This window comes from Cryobacterium sp. TMT3-29-2 (assembly GCF_004564305.1).
GTDB lineage: Bacteria > Actinomycetota > Actinomycetes > Actinomycetales > Microbacteriaceae > Cryobacterium > Cryobacterium sinapicolor.
The window spans coordinates 1-18,483 of the sequence record NZ_SOGK01000012.1 but is presented as its reverse complement, the minus strand read 5'-3'; the positions used below and the strand labels follow the sequence as shown (position 1 = coordinate 18,483).

19 protein-coding genes are annotated in these 18,483 nt (G+C 67.4%); 16 read left to right on the top strand and 3 right to left on the bottom strand.

Annotation, left to right across the window (positions count from 1 at the left end):
• The first annotated feature begins 1 nt into the window (after position 1).
• The 8 genes from dnaJ to leuA all read left to right on the top strand — a co-directional run bounded on the left by dnaJ (position 2) and on the right by leuA (position 7,952).
• A complete protein-coding gene (dnaJ, locus tag E3O67_RS01780) occupies positions 2 to 1,123 on the top strand; it encodes a molecular chaperone DnaJ (RefSeq protein WP_134432228.1) in 1,122 nt (373 codons plus the stop codon).
• 6 nt (positions 1,124 to 1,129) lie between these two features.
• The gene (locus tag E3O67_RS01775; RefSeq protein WP_135101629.1) at positions 1,130 to 1,870 is read left to right on the top strand and encodes a 16S rRNA (uracil(1498)-N(3))-methyltransferase; all 741 of its coding nucleotides are present in this window, start codon (positions 1,130 to 1,132) and stop codon (positions 1,868 to 1,870) included.
• A 22-nt stretch (positions 1,871 to 1,892) separates the two neighbouring features.
• Positions 1,893 to 2,267, top strand: a complete 375-nt coding sequence (locus tag E3O67_RS01770) for an HIT domain-containing protein (RefSeq protein ID WP_134432224.1) — start codon at positions 1,893 to 1,895, stop codon at positions 2,265 to 2,267.
• The gene (locus E3O67_RS01765) at positions 2,254 to 3,351 is read left to right on the top strand and encodes a PhoH family protein (protein WP_370259839.1); all 1,098 of its coding nucleotides are present in this window, start codon (positions 2,254 to 2,256) and stop codon (positions 3,349 to 3,351) included. The genes E3O67_RS01770 and E3O67_RS01765 overlap by 14 nt, the downstream gene beginning before the upstream one ends.
• On the top strand, positions 3,348 to 3,815 hold the full coding sequence (gene ybeY / locus E3O67_RS01760) for an rRNA maturation RNase YbeY (protein ID WP_134432220.1): 468 nt from the start codon (positions 3,348 to 3,350) through the stop codon (positions 3,813 to 3,815). The genes E3O67_RS01765 and ybeY overlap by 4 nt, the downstream gene beginning before the upstream one ends.
• Complete coding sequence (locus tag E3O67_RS01755; RefSeq protein WP_134432218.1) at positions 3,812 to 5,128, top strand: hemolysin family protein; 1,317 nt, start codon at positions 3,812 to 3,814, stop codon at positions 5,126 to 5,128. The genes ybeY and E3O67_RS01755 overlap by 4 nt, the downstream gene beginning before the upstream one ends.
• Complete coding sequence (gene era, locus E3O67_RS01750; RefSeq protein ID WP_134432216.1) at positions 5,121 to 6,023, top strand: GTPase Era; 903 nt, start codon at positions 5,121 to 5,123, stop codon at positions 6,021 to 6,023. Before E3O67_RS01755 ends, era begins: the two co-directional genes overlap by 8 nt.
• Before the next feature lie 156 nt (positions 6,024 to 6,179).
• Positions 6,180 to 7,952: a 2-isopropylmalate synthase gene (gene leuA / locus E3O67_RS01745; protein WP_134432214.1), complete on the top strand. Its 1,773-nt coding sequence runs from the start codon at positions 6,180 to 6,182 to the stop codon at positions 7,950 to 7,952.
• Positions 7,953 to 8,066: 114 nt separating this feature from the next.
• Here the strand turns inward: leuA and E3O67_RS01740 are convergent, their stop codons facing one another.
• Entirely contained in the window at positions 8,067 to 8,807 is a 741-nt protein-coding gene (locus tag E3O67_RS01740; protein WP_174776780.1) for a hypothetical protein, read from the bottom strand.
• A 108-nt stretch (positions 8,808 to 8,915) separates the two neighbouring features.
• On the bottom strand, positions 8,916 to 9,614 hold the full coding sequence (locus E3O67_RS01735; protein ID WP_241981922.1) for a trimeric intracellular cation channel family protein: 699 nt from the start codon (positions 9,612 to 9,614) through the stop codon (positions 8,916 to 8,918).
• Between the two features lie 77 nt (positions 9,615 to 9,691).
• Between E3O67_RS01735 and recO the strand changes: the two genes are divergently transcribed.
• The 8 genes from recO to E3O67_RS01700 all read left to right on the top strand — a co-directional run bounded on the left by recO (position 9,692) and on the right by E3O67_RS01700 (position 18,378).
• Positions 9,692 to 10,414, top strand: coding sequence for a DNA repair protein RecO (gene recO, locus E3O67_RS01730; protein WP_134432210.1), 723 nt, complete (start codon positions 9,692 to 9,694; stop codon positions 10,412 to 10,414).
• Positions 10,411 to 11,244 carry an isoprenyl transferase gene (locus E3O67_RS01725; RefSeq protein WP_135101623.1) on the top strand — a complete coding sequence of 278 codons (834 nt, stop codon included), beginning with the start codon at positions 10,411 to 10,413 and terminating at the stop codon, positions 11,242 to 11,244. Before recO ends, E3O67_RS01725 begins: the two co-directional genes overlap by 4 nt.
• Before the next feature lie 90 nt (positions 11,245 to 11,334).
• A complete protein-coding gene (locus E3O67_RS01720) occupies positions 11,335 to 11,994 on the top strand; it encodes a DsbA family protein (RefSeq protein ID WP_134432206.1) in 660 nt (219 codons plus the stop codon).
• A complete protein-coding gene (locus E3O67_RS17590; RefSeq protein WP_255575484.1) occupies positions 11,991 to 12,116 on the top strand; it encodes a hypothetical protein in 126 nt (41 codons plus the stop codon). Before E3O67_RS01720 ends, E3O67_RS17590 begins: the two co-directional genes overlap by 4 nt.
• A gap of 45 nt (positions 12,117 to 12,161) precedes the next feature.
• Positions 12,162 to 13,334 carry a tRNA dihydrouridine synthase DusB gene (gene dusB, locus E3O67_RS01715; RefSeq protein WP_134432204.1) on the top strand — a complete coding sequence of 391 codons (1,173 nt, stop codon included), beginning with the start codon at positions 12,162 to 12,164 and terminating at the stop codon, positions 13,332 to 13,334.
• On the top strand, positions 13,327 to 14,577 hold the full coding sequence (locus E3O67_RS01710) for a deoxyguanosinetriphosphate triphosphohydrolase (protein ID WP_174776779.1): 1,251 nt from the start codon (positions 13,327 to 13,329) through the stop codon (positions 14,575 to 14,577). Before dusB ends, E3O67_RS01710 begins: the two co-directional genes overlap by 8 nt.
• Before the next feature lie 97 nt (positions 14,578 to 14,674).
• Positions 14,675 to 16,543, top strand: a complete 1,869-nt coding sequence (gene dnaG / locus E3O67_RS01705; RefSeq protein WP_135101621.1) for a DNA primase — start codon at positions 14,675 to 14,677, stop codon at positions 16,541 to 16,543.
• A gap of 197 nt (positions 16,544 to 16,740) precedes the next feature.
• On the top strand, positions 16,741 to 18,378 hold the full coding sequence (locus E3O67_RS01700) for an ABC transporter substrate-binding protein (protein ID WP_134432198.1): 1,638 nt from the start codon (positions 16,741 to 16,743) through the stop codon (positions 18,376 to 18,378).
• On the opposite strand, the gene E3O67_RS01695 is transcribed toward E3O67_RS01700, so the two are convergent.
• Positions 18,375 to 18,483: integrase core domain-containing protein (locus E3O67_RS01695; protein ID WP_167726416.1), on the bottom strand; the 109-nt coding region annotated here is incomplete at its 5' end. The two genes, E3O67_RS01700 and E3O67_RS01695, sit on opposite strands and share 4 nt — an antisense overlap.

The window sequence follows — 18,483 nt, the reverse complement described above, 5'->3', positions numbered from 1 at the left end:
TTTGGCTGACCATTACGAAGTACTCGGCGTTGCACGCGACGCCTCGACCGACGAGATCAAGAAGGCCTACCGCAAGCTCGCCCGGCAGCTCCACCCCGACGTGAACCCGGGAGCGGATGCATCCGAACGTTTCAAGTCCGTCACGCACGCCTACGACGTGCTCAGCGACGCCAAGCAGCGCGACAACTACGACCGCGGCGGCAACGGCCGCTCGGGGGGAGGCGCGGGTGGCGGTTTCGACGGCAACTTCGGCAACTTCGGCGACATCTTCGAAACCTTCTTCGGCGGCGGCGGGGGATCCACCCGCGGCCCCCGGTCTCGCCGCGAGCGCGGCCAAGACGCCCTGATCCGGGTCGAACTCGACCTCGACGAGATCATCTTCGGCACGCACCGCGACCTCGAGGTCGACACGGCCATCGTCTGCGGTACCTGCAGCGGAACCTGCTGCCAGCCGGGCACTGCACCCGTCACCTGCGACATCTGTCACGGCACCGGCAACATCCAGCGCGCTGTGCGCTCGCTGCTCGGCAACGTCATGACCAGCAGCCCCTGCGGGTCCTGCCGCGGCTACGGCACGATCATCGCCACGCCCTGCGTCACCTGCCAGGGCCAAGGCCGCGTGCGCGCGCGACGCACTGTCCCCGTCGACATCCCCGCCGGGGTCGACACGGGCCTGCGCCTGCAGATGCCCGGAAGCGGCGAGGCCGGCCCGGCCGGCGGCCCCAACGGCGACCTCTACCTCGAGATGAAGGTACGCCACCACGACGTCTTCAGCCGCGACGGCGACGACCTGCTCGCCACCCTCGAGGTGCCGATGACGGATGCCATCCTCGGCACCTCCGCGACCGTCAAGGCGCTCGACGGCGACATCGAGGTCGAACTCAAGCCGGGCACGCAGAGCGCCGAGGTCATCACGGTCAAGGACCGCGGCGTCACCCGACTGCGCGGAAACGGGCGCGGTGACCTGAAGATCGGCGTTCACGTGGTCACGCCGACCCGCCTCGACCACAAGGAACGCGAACTGATCGAAGCCTTCGCCGCCCGCCACAAAGCGCCGGAACCGTCACTCAGCGCCTTCCAGCAGGGCCTGTTCGCCAAGCTGCGCGATCGGTTCCGCGGCTAGACGTCCATGGCACATTTCTTCATCGATGAGGCGCTCCTGGCCACCGACTGCGTGCCGGGGGCAGTCGTCGGGATCACCGGCGCCGAGGCGCGGCACGCGGTCACCGTCAGCCGGGTGCGACCGGGTGAGCACCTGCAGATCGGGAACGGGGCCGGGCTGATGCTCTCCGCCACCGTGGTCGGCGCGGACGCGAGCCTGTTGACCCTGCGCGTCGAAACGGTGACCGTGACCGCGCGCGTGACGCGGCGCATCCGTTTGGTCCAGGCCCTCGCCAAGGGAGACCGGGACGAACTGGCCGTGCAGGCTGCCACGGAGCTCGGCATCGACGGGGTCATCCCCTGGGCCGCATCCCGGTCGGTGACCCGCTGGGAGGGTGCGAAGGTGCAGAAGGGCCGAGATCGCTGGTCCAGCATCGTGCGCGAGGCCTCCAAGCAGTCGATCCGCGCGTGGCTGCCCACTGTCGCGGACCTGATGAGCACAAAAATGCTGGCCGAGCTGGCCGGCTCCACCCGAATGCTGCTATTGGAACCCTCCGCGACTGAACGCCTCACGTCGCAGGCGGCGCCGACCGACGACCGGGAGATCCTGCTCGTCGTCGGCCCCGAGGGCGGTATCTCCCCGGCCGAGCTGACCCTGCTGGAGCAGGCCGGCGCCACCCCGGTGCGGCTGGGGGACAACGTGCTGCGCACCTCCACCGCGGGCCCAGCCGCGCTCTCCATTCTGAACACGACGCTCGGCCGCTGGTAGCGCGCGAGCTTAAGATAGAGATATGTCTTCCACCGGAGAACCGTCCATCTTCACCCGTATCGCCGCGCGCGAAATCCCGGCGACCATTGTCGCCGAAACCGACCGGATCATCGCCTTCAACGACATCGCCCCGCAGGCGCCCGTGCACATCGTGATCACGCCGAAAACGTCCCAGTACAGCAACGTCGTCGAACTCGCGGCCGGAGACCCCGGGCTCCTCGTCGAACTCGTCGAGGTCGCCAACGCTGTGGCGGCCACGGTGTCGAACGGCCAGTTCCGGCTCGTGTTCAATACCGGTGCCGCAGTCGGACAGACCGTCTTCCACGTTCATGCGCACCTGCTCGCCCCGCAGACCGCCGCCGGAACCCTCGGGGAGGGAACGCTTGGCTTCCGCTGAGACCACGGGGCCCGGAACGGAGGGTCCCGGCCAGGCCGAGGTACACATCACGGTCGATGGCGTCGCCATGGTGCGCCTGCTGGGCGCCGACGACCGCCTGCTCGCCACCGTCGAGAAGGAACACCCCGGAGTCAGCGTGCACGTGCGCGGCAACGAGATCACCCTCACCGGCCAGACCGAGCAGGTCGAGGCGGCGCGGCGCCTGATCGAGGAACTGCTGCTCATGGTGAGCGGCGGCCGCGACCTCGCCGAGTCCGAGGTGAGCACGTCGTCACGGATGCTGCACGAGGACAGTTCCACAAGCCCGTCCGAACGCCTCGGCCCGGCCATCCTCAGCTCCCGAGGCAAGAGCATCCGCCCCAAGACCATCGGGCAGAAGGAATACGTCGACGCCATCGACACCGACACCATCGTGTTCGGGATCGGGCCGGCCGGCACCGGAAAGACCTACCTGGCGATGGCCAAGGCCGTGCAGGCGCTGCAGCGCAAGGAGGTCGACCGGATCATCCTCACCCGCCCGGCCGTCGAGGCCGGGGAACGGCTCGGCTTCCTGCCGGGCAGCCTCACCGAGAAGATCGACCCGTACCTGCGCCCGCTCTACGACGCCCTAAACGAGATGATGGACCCGGAGCTCGTGCCCAAGCTGCTGGCCGCCGGAACCATCGAGGTGGCCCCGCTCGCCTATATGCGTGGACGCACGCTCAACAACTCCTTCGTCGTGCTCGACGAGGCGCAGAACACCACCCCCGAGCAGATGAAGATGTTCCTGACCCGCCTGGGGTTCGGTTCCAAAATGGTCGTGACCGGGGACATCACCCAGATCGACCTGCCGGCCGGATCGAGCGGGCTGCGCCTGGTGAGCCGGGTGCTCGACGGGGTCGACGACATCCGTTTCGTGCGTCTGACCAGTGCCGACGTCGTGCGGCACTCCCTCGTGGGCCGGATCGTCGACGCCTGGACCGAGTACGACGCGCAGAAGCAGGCCGACCGCTACGAAAGCGACCAGGCGCGTGAATTCGCCAGTCGAGGACCCGGCCGCCCCAACACTCCCCGCGACCGCCTTCCGAAACGGAGATCCTCTTGAGCATCGACATCAACAACGAATCGACCATCCCGGTCGATGAGGCCGCCATCCTGCGCCTGGCCGCTTACGCTCTGGACTCCATGCACGTGCACCCCGACGCCGAACTGGCGATCGTGCTCGTCGACGAGGGCGCGATGGAGCAGTTGCACGTGCAGTGGATGGATGAGCCGGGCCCCACCGACGTGCTCAGCTTCCCGATGGACGAGCTGCGCCCGGGCACCGAAGAGGCCGAAACCCCGCCGGGGTTGCTCGGCGACATCGTGCTCTGCCCGCAGGTGGCCCAGGGCCAGGCCGAGACGGCCGGGCACAGCACCCTGGAAGAGCTGCTGCTGCTCACCACGCACGGCGTGCTGCACCTGCTCGGATTCGACCATGCGGAACCCGCCGAGGAGAAGGAGATGTTCGGCATCCAGCGCGACATCCTGATCGGCTTCGCCCTGCAGGAACGCCTCCGCGACCGATGATCGGGTGGTTTCTCACGTCGGCCATCCTGTTGGTCGCCTTCGGCGGCCTGATGGCCGCGGTGGATGCCGCCGTCACGAGCCAGTCACGAGCCGACATCCACGACCTGGCCGAGAAGTCCCGGGCGAGGCGCTCCCTGACCGCCATCGCCGCCGACACCGGCGCGCACCTGAACACCATCAGTTTCGTGCGGATCATCGCCGAGACCACGGCGGCCGTGCTCGTCACCCTCGTCTTCGCGACCACAATCGAGGAGCTGTGGCTGGCACTGCTGCTGTCCTCCCTGTTGATGACCGCGGTCTCCTTCGTGCTCGTCGGCGCCAGCCCGCGTAGCGTGGGCCGGGCGCACCCCGTGGAACTCCTGGCCGCGACCGCGCCGCTGGTGCACTTCCTCCGGGTGCTCCTCGGCCCGATCGCCAACGCGCTCGTGGCGCTCGGCAACCGGGTCACCCCCGGGCGCACGCGGCTGGCCACGTTCACGTCGGAGGACCAGCTGCTCAGCATGGTCGACGAGGCCACCGAGCTCGACGTCCTCGAGGAGGACGACCGGGAACTGATCCACTCCATCTTCGAGTTCAACGAGACCGTCGTGCGCGAGGTGATGATCCCGCGCACCGACATGGTCACCATCGAAGCGGACTCCTCGATCGGCGCGGCGATGGGCTTGTTCCTGAGCAAGGGCTTCTCCCGGGTGCCGGTCATCGACGGCGAAGTGGATGACGTCACGGGCATCCTGTACCTGCGCGATGTGGCCCGGCTCGTCTACGAGCGGCCGCCGAACGTGGAGAGCCTCACGGTGCGCGAACTCGAGCGGCCCGCCGTCTTCGTGCCCGAGTCCAAGAAAGCCGACGCCCTGCTCCGCCAAATGCAACTCGAGTCGAACCACCTCGCCATGGTGGTCGACGAGTATGGTGGAATCGCCGGACTGGTCACCCTCGAAGACCTGATCGAGGAACTCGTGGGAGACATCTCCGACGAGTACGACCGCGACGTGGTGGAAGTCGAAGACCTCGGCCACGGCCGCTTCCGGGTCAGTGCGCGGCTCCCGGTCGACGAGCTCGGCGAACTGTTCGACCTGGAACTGGATGACGACGACGTCGACTCGGTGGGTGGCCTGCTGGCCAAGGCCCTCGGCCGGTTGCCGGTCGCGGGTTCGGTCGCCCGGGCGAGTGGGCTGGTCCTCACAGCCGAACGCACCGAGGGCCGCCGCAAGAGAATCAGCACCGTGCTGGTTGAACGAGACCAAGCGCTGATAGACGCGCAGAACGCATTCCTCGGAGTGTCGGACGATGAGAGAGTGAACGGTCATGACTGAAGTAGAGGGATTCCGAGCGGGGTTCGTGTCGTTTGTGGGGCGCCCCAACGTGGGCAAGTCCACCCTGACGAACGCGCTGGTGGGGGAGAAGGTCGCGATCACGTCATCGAAGCCGCAGACCACCCGGCGTGCCATCCGCGGCATTGTGCACCAGAAGAACGGCCAGCTGATTCTGGTCGACACCCCGGGCATCCACAAGCCGCGCACCCTGCTGGGCGAACGGCTGAACAGCCTGGTGCAGTCGACGCTGTCCGGCGTGGACGTGGTGGGCCTTTGCATTCCGGCCAACGAACCGATCGGCCCGGGCGACCGGTTCATCAACGAACAGCTGGACAATTTTCCGCGGGCCCGGAAGGTGGCCATCGTGACCAAGATCGACATGTCCTCCAAGACCAGTGTGGCCAACCAGCTCCTCGCAGTCTCGCAGCTGCGTGACTGGGAGGCGATCGTGCCGATCTCGGCGACCAGCCGCATCCAGCTCGATATCCTCGGCGCCGAGTTGTTGCGACTGCTGCCCCTGTCGGATGCTCCGCTCTACCCGGCCGACGCGGTCACCGACGAGAGCCTCGAATCGCGTATCTCGGAGTACATCCGCGAGGCGGCGCTCGAGGGCGTCACCGACGAACTGCCGCACTCGATCGCCGTGACCATCGACGACATCATCGAGCGCGACGACCAGGAACTGGTCGAGATCTACGCGAACCTGTTCGTCGAGCGGGACAGCCAGAAGGGCATCATCATCGGCAAGTCGGGCAGCCGGTTGAAGGACGTCGGCGTGCGCGCGCGCAAACAGATCGAACCTCTCGTGGGCAAGCGGGTCTTCCTCTCGCTCCGGGTCAAGGTCGCCAAGGAGTGGCAGCGCGACCCGAAACAGCTGGGTCGCCTGGGCTTCTAGCGGCCCGTCGGTTGACCTTCCCGCGGGGGATGGTAGCCTGCACTTATGTTTTTCGGTGAGCTCCTTCTTCGCTGCCGCGACGAGTCCTAATCTGAGGCCTCCCTCGTCGCGGAGTTCGTCGTTGGCTACCCACCATTCGCGAGGAGATCACAGATCATGAAGAACAACCAGTCCGCATCCCGGATGCCGATTCATAAGTACCGCCCATACCAGGAGCAGTTCACGGTCGAACTGCCCGACCGCACCTGGCCGGGCAAGCACATCACCGAGGCCCCGCGTTGGTGCGCGGTCGACCTGCGCGACGGCAACCAGGCGCTGATCGACCCGATGAGCCCCGAGCGCAAGCGCATCATGTTCGACATGCTCGTGCGCATGGGGTACAAGGAGATCGAGGTCGGCTTCCCGTCGGCGAGCCAGACCGACTTCGACTTCGTGCGCAGCCTGATCGATGACAATGCCATCCCGGATGACGTGACCATCCAGGTGCTCACGCAGGCGCGCGAGCACCTGATCCGGCGCACCTACGAGTCGATCGCGGGGGCCAAGCAGGCCATCGTGCACCTCTACAACTCCACCAGCGTGCTGCAGCGCGAGGTCGTGTTTCGCGAGGACAAGCAGGGCATCATCGACATCGCACTGGCCGGCGCGCGTCTCTGTCGTGCCGCTGAGGCAACCGTCCCCGGCACAACGGTCTATTACGAGTACTCCCCAGAGAGCTACACCGGCACCGAGCTCGAATTCGCCGTCGACGTCTGCAACCAGATCCTCGAGATCCTCGAGCCGACTCCCGAGCGCAAGGTCATCATCAACCTGCCCGCAACCGTCGAAATGGCCACCCCCAACGTCTACGCCGATTCGATCGAGTGGATGTCCCGGCACCTCGCCCACCGCGAGAACGTGCTCATCTCCCTGCACCCGCACAACGACCGCGGCACCGCCGTCGCGGCCGCGGAATTGGGCTACCTCGCCGGCGCCGACCGCATCGAAGGCTGCCTGTTCGGCAACGGCGAACGCACCGGCAACGTGGACCTGGTGGCGCTGGGCGTCAACCTGTTCACCCAGGGAATCGACCCCCAGATCGACTTCAGCAACATCGACGAGGTCAAGCGCACCGCCGAGTACTGCAACCAGCTGCCGGTTCCCGAACGCAGCCCCTGGGCCGGCGACCTGGTCTTCACCGCGTTCAGCGGCTCGCACCAGGACGCCATCAAGAAGGGCTTCGAGGCCATGGCCGCGAATGCCGCCACACAGGGTTGCAGCGTCGACGACCTCCTCTGGGCGGTTCCGTACCTGCCGATCGACCCGAAGGACCTCGGTCGCAGCTACGAGGCGGTGATCCGGGTCAACTCCCAGTCCGGCAAGGGCGGCGTGGCCTACCTGCTCAAGACCGACCACGCCCTGGACCTGCCGCGCAAGCTGCAGATCGAATTCTCCGGCGTCGTGCAGTCCAAGACCGACCAGGAGGGCGGCGAGGTCACCAGCGAGCAGATCTGGGCGATCTTCAACGACGAGTACCTGCCGGCCAGCCAGACCACGCCCGACGCCAAGTGGGGTCGGTTCGAACTGCACGCCACGCGCACCTCGAGCGACCTCTCCGGTTCGGTCGAGCTGTCTGTCGACCTGCGCGATGATGCGAGCGTGTCCAGTGCGGTCGCTTCGGGCAACGGCCCCATCGCGGCGTTCCTCGGCGTGATGGCCGAGCGCGGGATCGCGATCACCCTCTACGACTACGTCGAGCACGCCATGTCGGCCGGCGGCGACGCCCTCGCCGCCGCCTACGTCGAACTCGACGTCAACGGCAAGCGGTTCTGGGGTGTCGGCATCGACGCGGACATCTCGACTGCCTCGCTCAAATCGGTGGTGTCCGCGGTCAACCGCGGTATCCGCGCCGAGGCGGGCGAGCGATCCCTGGCAGACGCGACCGCCTGAACCGGTGCGGCCTCAACCGCTGCGTGAACTGAGAATCGCCGTCCCGGCCGAAAGACCTCCCTCCGGGGACACGTTCGGCCGGAACGGCGATTCTGGTGGTGCGTGCTGTGGTTCTCAGAGTCGCGCGGCATCCTTCGACCGTGCCCGGTTGGCCGGAGCGACGTGGGTCGGCTCCGCGGTCGGCGTGGCCGGCCGGGTCGCGGGCTCCGGGGTCAGCACCATCGTGCAGTCGTCGATCGCCCCGGCGAGCAGGTCGTAGAGCTGGCCGTCCGGGTCGGGAACACACGCTTCCGCGATGCCCTGCACGGACACCCGGATGATGGTCTCCGCCGTGCGATCCGTGAACTTGCTCCGGGACCAGGATCCCATCGACGAGATGAACTCCCGTGCCCACCGTTCGGTCGTCGGTGCCGCGTCGAACGCAGTGCGGATGCGCAGGGCGACGTCGTCTGGAATCATTCCGTCGGCCTCGGTCAGGTGCCGTTCGCAGTTGAGGATCCCCACGGCGAGGGCCCGCTGGTGGTCGGCGCTGGTGACCGGGAGCGCCGAGGTGGCCGCGCGCAGCGCGATCAGCAGTCGCACCCTCGCGTTGTCCCCGCGCAGACCGATCACCGGCGGAATCAGCGGGACCAACCGGGCACGGGCGGTGTCCGACGTGCAGTCGTTCACCATTCGGGCCACGGAGGCGAGCAGGGGATGCGTGCAGGCCGGGTGGTCGCTCCACGCCTCACCGGCGAGATAGGAGGCGAACTCCATGAAACAGGCGCCGGAACGCGGGTTTCTGTGCTTGCCTCGGGACAGGACCGGCATCAAATCCGGCATGGAATCGGGCACGTTGCCCTTCAGCATGTTCATGAGGTTCCTCCAAACGACGTGAGTTCTTCTCATTAGTTTCACCCGGGACGCAGGGAAAGGCGAGAGCGGATTCCGTCGTATGTGGTCCAGTTTCGGGACTGTTCGGACTCAGGCCCCGCGGCCCCTGTGCCGCCGGAAGGCCACGATATTGTCGCGCCGCCACCGCGGCCAGCTGCCGATCGCCCGCTGCTGCGGCAGGCTCCAGCCATATCGGGCGGCGAGGATCCGGATGACCGTCGTCACCACGACGCAGGCGATCCCGGCCACCGTGATCGGCACCTGCAGAAGGAAGAGCACCACCAGCAGCCCGCTGCCGACCCCGGCCGCGACGGCGTAGAACGACCCCACGTGCATCACCGCGATCGGCACGTTCAGCATCATGTCCCGCAGGGCCGACCCGCCCACCGCTGTGATGACCCCCACGAACAGGGCGGGAATCTCCGGCAGGCCGGCGGCGAGCGCCTTGCTGGTTCCGAGGGCTCCGAACAGTCCGATGGTCACCGCGTCGAGGGCGATGATGAACGGGCCGAGCCGGTTGAACAGGCTCTGCAGCAGCATTCCCAGCAGGGCAGCCCCCGCGCACACCGGCAGGTACCAATTGCTCTGCAGGGCGGCGGGCACGCCGCCCAGCAGGATGTCGCGGAGCAACCCGCCACCGAGCCCGACGGTGACCCCGATCAGTGCGATCCCGAGCAGGTCGAAGCGGCGGTCGGTGAAGCGGCCGGCGAACATGGCGCCCTGCACGGCTCCGATGGCGACGGCAGTGAGGTCGAGCCAGAGCGGGATGAAGAAAGAGGTCGAGGGCACCCCTAATGAAACCACTGAAACGGTGGGCGTCGGCGCGCTCGGCATCCAGTGCTCCCGCCAGGTGGGAGAATCCTAGGGTGCCTGTCTACCGTGATGATGTCGTCGTGCTGCGCACCCAGAAACTGGGCGAAGCCGACCGCATCGTCACCATGCTCACCCGCCAGCACGGCAAGGTGCGCGCGGTCGCCAAAGGCGTGCGTCGCACCGCGTCGAAATTCGGCGCCCGACTGGAACCGTTCATGGTCGCCGATGTGCAGCTCTGGGAGGGTCGGAGCCTTGACGTCATCACGCAGGCGGAGTCCATCGCGTCCTACGGGGCCCTGATCACAGCGGACTATCCGAGCTACACGGCGGCCAGTGCAATGGTGGAAACAGCCGACAAGCTCACCGAGGCGGAGGGGTCGCTGCAGCAGTACCTGCTGCTGGTGGGTGCCCTCCGGTCGTTGTCCCGCCGTGAGCACGGCGCCGGTCTCACCCTCGATTCCTATCTGCTCCGGGCGCTGTCGATGGCCGGCTGGGCTCCCAGTTTCCAGGATTGCGCGCGGTGCGGCGCCCGGGGTGACCATTCCGCGATGGTCGTGCAGGTCGGTGGGATCGTGTGCGACGACTGCGCGGCCCCCGGCTCGCCCCGGCTCGATCCGGCCACCATCGCCCTGCTCGGCTCCCTGCTGACCGGGGACTGGGAGCACACCACGTCCACCCCGCCGCAAACCAGAGCCCAGGCCACCGGGGTCGTCGCCGCGTACACGCAGTGGCACCTCGGACGCGGCCTCCGATCGTTGGAACACGTGAGTCGATGACCTCCAAGCCGTTCAACCTCAACCCCTTCGGCCAGAAGCCCCTCACCCACAAGGATGCGGTGCCGTTCAAGCCTCTGGACTGGACGGGCCTGTACCCTCCCTCCCTGCCAAGGAAGGCCGTGCCCGAGCATGTGGCGGTCGTCATGGACGGCAACGGCCGGTGGGCGAACGCGCGCGGCCTGCCGCGAGTGGAAGGCCACAAGGCCGGGGAGGCGGCGCTCCTCGACGTCGTCGCCGGCGCCATCCAGATCGGCGTCAAGCATCTGAGCGTCTACGCGTTCTCAACCGAGAACTGGAAGCGGTCGCCGGACGAGGTGCGCTTCCTGATGGGCTTCAACCGGGATGTGCTGCACCGCCGGCGCGACCAGCTCAATGAGTGGGGAGTGCGCGTGCGGTGGGCCGGACGCAAGCCCCGGCTCTGGGCATCCGTCATCACAGAACTTCAGTTCGCCGAACGGCTGACCGCGGGCAACGACGTGCTCACCCTGACCATGTGCGTCAACTACGGCGGGCGCACCGAGATCGCGGATGCCGTGCGTGCGCTGGCCGAGGACGTCGCCGCGGGCAGGCTGAAACCGGCCGGCATCACCGAGAAATCGATCCAGCGGCACCTGTACACCGCGGACCTCCCCGACGTGGACCTGTTCGTGCGCAGCTCGGGGGAGCAGCGCACCAGCAACTTCCTGCTCTGGCAGAGCGCCTACGCGGAGATGGTGTTCCTGGACACCCTCTGGCCGGACTTCGGCCGGGTGGACCTGTGGCGGGCGATCGAGATCTACGCGTCCCGCAATCGCCGGTACGGCGGCGCGGTGGACACGCCGACCGCGTAGGCCGGAAATCCCCGGTGATCGAGCACCCCCGGGCACCGAGTTCGTCGAGATCCGGGAATAGACGAGCACCCTCCGTCGGTTGGTCCCACAGTGAGTGAAACCATCAAAGTAGACATCTGGTCCGACGTGCAGTGCCCCTGGTGCTACATCGGAAAGCGCAAATTCGAGGCCGGGGCGGCCCTGTTCGACGGAAACGTCGAGGTCGAATACCACAGCTTCGAACTCGCGCCGGATACCCCGGTCGACTTCGACGGCAGCCCCGTCGATTACCTGAGCCAACGCAAAGGCCTGCCGGTCGCGGAGGTCGAGCTGATGCTCGAGCGCGTCACCGGCATTGCCGAGAACGTCGGGCTGCACTACGACTACGACTCGGTGCACCAGACCAACACCGTCATCTCGCACGAGCTGCTGCACTACGCGAAGGCGCACGGCCGCCAGCTCGACATGAAGGAACGCCTGCTCAAGGCCTACTTCGTCGACGGCCGCCACGTGGGCCGGATCGAAGACCTCGCCGACCTGGCCGCCGAAATCGGCTTGGACCGCGACGACGTCGTCCGCGCCCTGACCGCCCACGACTTCCTCCCGGACGTCAAGGCCGACGTCGCCCAGGCCAACGCGTACGGAATCCAGGGGGTGCCCTTCTTCGTCATCGACGGAAGATACGGGATCTCAGGTGCACAGGACCCGGACACCTTCGCCGAGGCCCTCCGCCAGGCACAGACCGAAAAAATCGAGGAGAAGAACGCATGAGCACCGCCCCCGACACCACCACCCCGACCGTCCCCGTCGAGGCCCCGGCCCATCCCCCGATCAAACTTCTCGGCCGAGCCGACGCCGGCGGATGCTGCGGCGGCGGCTCCTGCGGCGTCTAGCCGGGTCGTCAGCGGGGCGCCCCGGCGTGGGAGAGAATTGAACGGATGACTTCCGCACCCCAGACCAGCCCGGCGCCCCTCACGATCGGCCCGCTCACGCTCGACGTGCCCGTCGTTCTCGCGCCCATGGCCGGGATCACCAACACGGCGTTCCGCCGACTGTGCCGGGAATACGGCGCGGGCCTCTACGTCAGCGAGATGATCACCTCCCGTGCCCTGGTCGAACGCACGACGGAGTCGATGCGCCTGATCAACCACCACGAGAGCGAAAAGACGCGCTCCATCCAGCTGTACGGCGTGGACCCGAAAACCGTGGCCGAAGCGGTCACCCTGCTCGTGGCCGAGGACCGAGCCGACCACATCGACCTGAACTTCGGCTGCCCGGTTCCCAAGGTCACCCGCAAGGGCGGTGGCGCGGCCCTGCCCTGGAAGCTCGGGCTCTTCCGTCAGATCGTCGAGGGGGCCGTCACCGCGGCCGGCAACGTTCCGGTGACCGTGAAGATGCGCAAGGGGATCGACTCCGACCACCTCACCTATCTGGAGGCCGGCAAGGCGGCCGAGGGGGCCGGTGTCGCGGCCATCGCCCTGCACGCCCGCACGGCCGCCGAGTACTATTCCGGCCAGGCCGACTGGTCCGCCATCGCAACCCTCAAGGACACCATCACCAGCGTGCCCGTGCTCGGCAACGGCGACATCTGGTCCGCCGAGGACGCCCTGCGCATGGTCGCGGAGACCGGCTGCGACGGCGTCGTCGTCGGCCGCGGCTGCCTGGGCCGGCCCTGGCTTTTCGGCGACCTCGCCGCGGCCTTCCGTGGCGGCGAGTCGGGTGCGGCGGCCGCCAGGATCCAGCCCGACCTGGGACAGGTTGCCGACGCCTTCCGGCGCCATGCGGTGCTATTGACCGAGTTCTTCGAGAGTGAGGAGCGGGCCTGCCGGGACATCCGCAAGCATGTGGCCTGGTACTTCAAGGGCTACCCGGTCGGCGGAGACCTGCGGGCGAGCCTGGCCTCCGTCGTCTCGCTCGCGCAGCTCGACGACCTTCTCGGCACGCTCGACGGAGACCAGGAATACCCCGGCGAGGGCGCGGAGGGTCCCCGGGGGCGGGCCGGAAGCCCGAAGAAAACCTCCCTGCCCGAACACTGGCTCGACTCCCGGGAGCTCGTGTCGGCGGAGCGCGCCAATCTGACCGAAGGTGAAGGGGACACAAGCGGTGGCTAACGAGACCGGATACAGCAGGCACGACGAGGAACGCTGGCTGCCGGAGGAGCACGGCTCACGGCGCAGCGATTTCGCGCGCGATCGCGCCCGACTCCTGCACTCGAGCGCGCTGCGTCGGCTGGCCGCCAAGACGCAGGTGCTCAGCCCGGCCGCCGGCCTCGATTTCGCGCGCAACCGACTCACCCATTCCCTCGAGGTGGCCCAGGTCGGGCGCGAGTTGGCCCTGCGGCTGGGCCTCGACCCGGACATCGTCGACACCGCCTGCCTGGCGCACGACATCGGCCACCCGCCCTTCGGACACAACGGCGAGAAGGCTCTCAACACCTGGTCCGCGGACATCGGCGGCTTCGAGGGCAACGCGCAGACACTGCGTCTGCTCACCCGCCTCGAGCCCAAGGTCTTCGGCCGCGACGGCCGCAGCTACGGGCTCAATCTCACCCGTGCGAGCCTCGATGCGAGCTGCAAGTACCCGTGGCCGGCGGAGTCGTCGGTCGCCGATCCGAGCGGCCGCGCCAAGTACGGTTTCTACCCGGATGACCGGGAGGCATTCGAGTGGATGCGTTCCGGGGCCCCGGAGCGCCGGCTCAGCATCGAGGCCCAGGTCATGGACCTCTCCGACGACATCGCGTATTCCGTGCACGACTTCGAGGACGCCGTCGTCAACGGCTACATCGACGTCGGCCAGCTCGGCAGTCGGGCCAACCACGAGTCGCTCCTGGCCACGATGACCGAATGGACCGGCGACGGTCTCTCCGAGGAAGACCTGGCCGACGCCTTCGACCGACTCGACTCGCTCAACGCCTGGCTCGAGACCTGGTCGGGCAGTCGCCACGACCAGGGCCTGCTGAAGAATCTGACCAGTCAACTGATCGGCCGTTTCAGCGGTGCCGCCGTGCGCGCCACCCGCGAAGCCAGCCCGGGCGCAGACCTGATCCGCTTCGGTGCCCACGTGGTCGTACCACGGGAGGTCGAGGCGGAGATCGCCGTGCTCAAGGGGATCGTGGCGACCTTCGTGATGACGCGCCAGACCCGAAAGCCCATCTACGTGGAGCAGAGGCAGGTGCTCACGCTGCTGGCGCGAACGCTGCACGCGACCGGGGACGAACACCTCGACGCGGGGTACCGGGAAGACTGGCACGCGGCCACCGACGACGCCGCCCGCAAACGCGTGGTCGTCGACCAGGTGGCCAGCCTCACGGACCAGTCCGCGCTGGCCTGGTACACGCGCCTGGTGAAACACTGACCATCAGCGTGGACGACGGCACGGTCAGCTCCGACAGCACCGCACAGAACGATGGCACCGCACCGAACACCGACACGGGCAGGACTAACATTCAGCTATGGCAGGCCTGATTCGACAAAACGACATCGAAGAAGTCAAGGCCCGTACCAACATCGCCGACATCGTCGGTGACTATGTGAGTCTCAAGTCCGCCGGCGTCGGGTCGATGAAGGGGCTGTGCCCCTTCCACGACGAACGCAATCCGAGCTTCCACGTGCGCCCGCAGGTCGGTTTCTACCACTGCTTCGGTTGCGGCGAGAGCGGCGACGTCTACTCCTTCCTGCAAAAGATGGACCACGTCAGCTTCAGCGAGGCCGTCGAACGGCTCGCCGGCCGGGCCGGTGTCGAACTGCACTACGAGGGCGGCGCCGGCGACGCTCCGGACCACACCAATCGGGCCCGCCTGTACGCCGCCAACCAGGCCGCGGCCGATTTCTTCGTGGAGCGCCTCGGCAGCCCCGGCGCCCTGGTCGGGCGCACCTTCCTCGGCGAACGCGGCTTCGACTCCCTCGCGGCCACCCGGTTCGGGGTCGGCTTCGCCCCGAAAAGCTGGGACGAGCTCACCAACCACCTGCGCGCCAAGGGATTCTCCACCGATGAACTCACTCTCGCCGGTCTGGTCTCCAGCAGGGAAGGGGCGAGCGGGGTGTACGACCGTTTCCGCGGACGCCTGGTCTGGCCGATCCGCGACATCACCGGGCAGACCATCGGCTTCGGGGCGCGCCGGCTCCTCGACGACGACAAGGGACCCAAGTATCTGAACACCCCCGAGACGCCGATCTACCACAAGGCCCAGGTCCTCTACGGTCTCGACCTCGCCAAGCGCGACATTTCCCGCGGTCACCAGGTCGTGGTCGTCGAGGGCTACACCGACGTCATGGCTTGCCACCTCGCGGGGGTGACGACCGCGGTCGCCACCTGCGGCACATCCTTCGGTGTCGACCACATCAAGGTGCTGCGCCGGGTTCTCGGCGACGACAGCGGGGTCGGTGAGGTCGTGTTCACGTTCGACCCGGATGCCGCCGGCCAGAAGGCCGCCGTGCGTGCGTTCAGTGAGGAGCAGCGTTTCTCCGCCCAGACGTACGTGGCCGTCGCCCCCGAGGGGCTAGACCCCTGCGACCTGCGGCTGCACCGCGGCGACGACGCCGTGCGCCGGCTGATCGACTCGAAAAAACCCATGTTCGAGTTCATGATCCGGCAGCTGCTGGGCCAGTACAACCTGGACACCGTGGAGGGTCGCGTTGCCGCGCTTCGCGCCGCGGCTCCGATCGTCGGCGACATCCGCGACCCGACCCTGCGCCCCGGCTACACGCATGAGCTGGCACGCATGCTCGGCATGGAGCTCGGCGAGGTGGGCAAGGCAGTCTCCGCGGCCCTGTCCCGCTCCCGGAGCACTGGAACGACCACTCCGAGTGCCCGGCCGGGGGAGGACGAGCCGGCCGCGCGGGAGCAGCCGTTCTCCATGATCGACCTGGCGACCGACCCGGTGACCCGGCTGGAACGCGACGGCCTGATGGCCATGCTGCAGCGCCCGACCGTCGTCGGGGTGGACCTGATCCAGCGTGCCGCGGCGACGAGTTTCGTGAACAGCTCACTGGCGGTGGTGCGCGACGCCATCGCGGCCAGCGTTCCGCACCACGACGCCGTCGACTGGCTCGACCGCATCGTCACCGAGGTGCCGGCTTCGTTGGAGAACCTGGTCAAGGAGCTGGCGATGGCCTCGCTGCCGGAACGCTCCGAACGCGAAATCGGACGCTACGTGCGCGACATCACCGTGGCCCTGATCGACCGGGACCTGCTGCGTCAGAAGGCCGAGCTGCTCGGCCGGCTCCAGCGTGCGGATGCGACCAATCGCGAGGTCTACGTTGCGTTGCAGCGGGAGCTGGTGCGGGTCGAGGCCGAGCGCCGCAACCTCAGAGAGGAGTGAGCGCGCCTCGTCCCGCCCGGCTCCTCCTTGATTGCAGCTCGATATAGTTGATTGCAGCTCGATAAAGATGCGCCATATTCCGGCTGGATTGCGGCGGGGCGCCGGGAATTCTGTGCTATTTCTGTTCCTACAGCAATGCCGGCGCGCATGATTCGTGCGCCGCGGCATCGGTTTTCTAGAGGAAGAGGCTCACGGCTATGGCATTCTCATCCACTTCACGCGCGAGAGGGCTCAGCGCCGCTGCGGTTGTCGCGGTCGCCGCGTTGACCCTGGCGGGCTGCTCCGCCGGCGGAACCGACGACGAGACCAGCACCGGTGGCGAAGCCATCACGATCGGCACGACCGACAAGATTACGTCGCTCGACCCGGCCGGGTCCTACGACAACGGCTCCTTCGCCGTTCAGAACCAGGTCTTCCCGTTCCTGATGAACACCCCCTACGGCAGCCCCGACGTCGAGCCCGACATCGCCACCGCGGCCTCGTTCACCAGCCCCACGGAGTACACGGTCACCCTCAAGCCAGGTCTGAAGTGGGCCAACGGCAACGAGCTCACCTCCTCTGACGTCAAGTTCACCTTCGACCGCCAGCTCGCGATCGCGGACGACAACGGCCCCTCCTCGCTGCTTTACAACCTGGACAGCGTCGCGGCGCCCGATGACACGACCGTCGTCTTCACCCTCAAGCAGGCCGACGACCAGATCTTCCCGCAGATCCTGTCAAGCCCGGCCGGCCCCATCGTCGACGAGGACACCTTCTCGGCGACGGAGCTCACGCCGGACCAGGACATCGTCGACGGGAACGCGTTCGCCGGCCAGTACGTCATCACCAGCTACGACTTCAACAACCTGGTCGGCTACAAGGCCAACCCGGACTACCAGGGTCTCCTCGGCGCCGCCAAGACCGACGTCGTCAACGTGAAGTACTACGCCGACGCCTCCAACCTGAAGCTCGAAGTACAGCAGGGTGACATCGACGTCGCGTTCCGCAGCCTGTCGGCCACCGACATCGAGGACTTGCGCGGCAACGACAAGGTCAAGGTCGTCGATGGCCCCGGCGGCGAGCTCCGCTACATCGTCTTCAACTTCGACACCCAGCCGTTCGGCGCCAAGACCGCCGAGGCCGACCCGGCCAAGGCTCTCGCAGTGCGCCAGGCCGTGGCCGACCTGGTCGACCGGGATGAAATCGCCGAGCAGGTCTACAAGGGCACGTACACCCCGGTGTACTCCTACGTTCCGGCCGGACTCACCGGCGCCACCGAGTCCCTCAAGGGCCTCTACGGCGACGGAGAGGGTGCCCCCGACGCCGACAAGGCGGCGGCAACCCTCGAGGCCGCCGGCGTGACCGGTCCGGTCGAGCTGAACCTGCAGTACAGCAACGACCACTACGGCCCGTCGTCGGGCGACGAGTACGCCCTGGTCAAGGACCAGCTGGAAGCATCGGGACTCTTCAAAGTCAACCTGCAGACCACCGAGTGGGTTCAGTACTCGAAGGACCGCACGACGGATGTCTACCCCGTGTACCAGCTGGGTTGGTTCCCGGACTACTCCGACGCCGACAACTACCTGACCCCGTTCTTCCTCGAAGGCGGATTCCTCAAGAACCACTACAGCGACACGGTGGTCGACGCCCTGATCCTCAAGCAGGCCGTCACGGCCGATCCCGACGCGCGCACCGCGATGATCGAGGAGATCCAGGACAAGGTCGCCGCGCAGCTGTCGACCGTGCCGCTGCTCCAGGGTGCCCAGGTCGCCGTCACCGGCACCGATGTGACAGGAACCAGCGACACGCTCGACGCGTCGTTCAAGTTCCGCTACGCGGCGCTGGCCAAGGGCTAGTTGTAACTCCCAGAGACCTTGTGAACGCGGTTGATGGGTGGGGTGTTTCCGATGCCGCTGTGGGGTCTGTGGTGATTGTAGTCATGGACCCACTGCTGGTAGGTG